At 62.5% G+C, this 858-nt stretch carries 2 protein-coding genes; both read right to left on the bottom strand.

Going from position 1 to position 858, the window contains the following annotated elements; all coding sequences use genetic code 11:
• Positions 1-272 (bottom strand): 50S ribosomal protein L21 (gene rplU, locus B2W22_RS27855; protein ID WP_286940402.1); only part of this gene is annotated, 272 nt, incomplete at its 3' end.
• Positions 273-514: 242 nt separating this feature from the next.
• Positions 515-858, bottom strand: a 344-nt coding sequence (locus B2W22_RS27860; protein WP_286940404.1) for an IclR family transcriptional regulator domain-containing protein, incomplete at its 5' end; no start/stop codon positions are given.

The raw sequence follows: 858 nt of genomic DNA on the forward strand, positions 1-858 counted from the left end.
TGACGGTGGCCCTGACGCTTCTGATAGTGCTTGCGACGGCGCATCTTGAAGATCTTGACCTTGTCGTGGCGGCCTTGCGCAAGAACCGTTGCCTTGACCACGGCGCCGGAGACGAGGGGCGTGCCAACTTTCAGTTGGTCGCCTTCGCCCACGGACAGCACTTGGTCCAGGGTGATTTCTTGCCCAATGTCAGCCGGTATCTGTTCTATCTTGAGTTTTTCGCCAGCGGCAACGCGATACTGCTTGCCACCGGTTTTTACGACCGCGTACATGGGGTGTTCCTTAAATAGGTAAATGGGTTCGTTCGTGTGGCCTGCCCTGCTGGGCGAGGGTGCCTTGCTGAACCGTCCTTGCCAAATGCCCGAAGATTCAGGGCTGACCAGGACGTCAGGTGGCATACACGAACAACCGACGTAATTCGGCCATTGCTGACCGAATCCGAGATATTAGCCCGGGACTTTTGGAAAGTCAAAAAGCTGTTGCAGGCTAAGGGCTTAGGTGTGGCGTGAAGGCTTCAGACAGCCGGGATCACGCGCAGCGCAATGTCGCGCGCCACCCGGCGGATGCCGTCCATGGCCGCTTGCCGGTGGGCGTCGTCCAGCCGGTCGGTCGGGATGGACGTGCTGACCGCGACCCGCTTGCCCAGCGCCGTCACGCCGACAAAGGCCGCAAAGCATACGAGGCCGGTGGCGACTTCCTCCCGGTCCTGGGCCAGACCCTCTCGGCGCGCATCTTCAAGCTCGCGGTGCAGGTGCGCGGCGTCCGAGATCGTGCGGTCGGTGACGCGGGGCAGGGTCTTGGGTAGCCGGACGGCCAGCTCCTCGGGCGTCAGGCTGGCAAGCAGCGCCTTGCCCAGCG

The sequence above is a fragment of the Achromobacter sp. UBA4530 genome, assembly GCF_002388205.1.
Taxonomy (GTDB): domain Bacteria; phylum Pseudomonadota; class Gammaproteobacteria; order Burkholderiales; family Burkholderiaceae_B; genus Achromobacter; species Achromobacter animicus.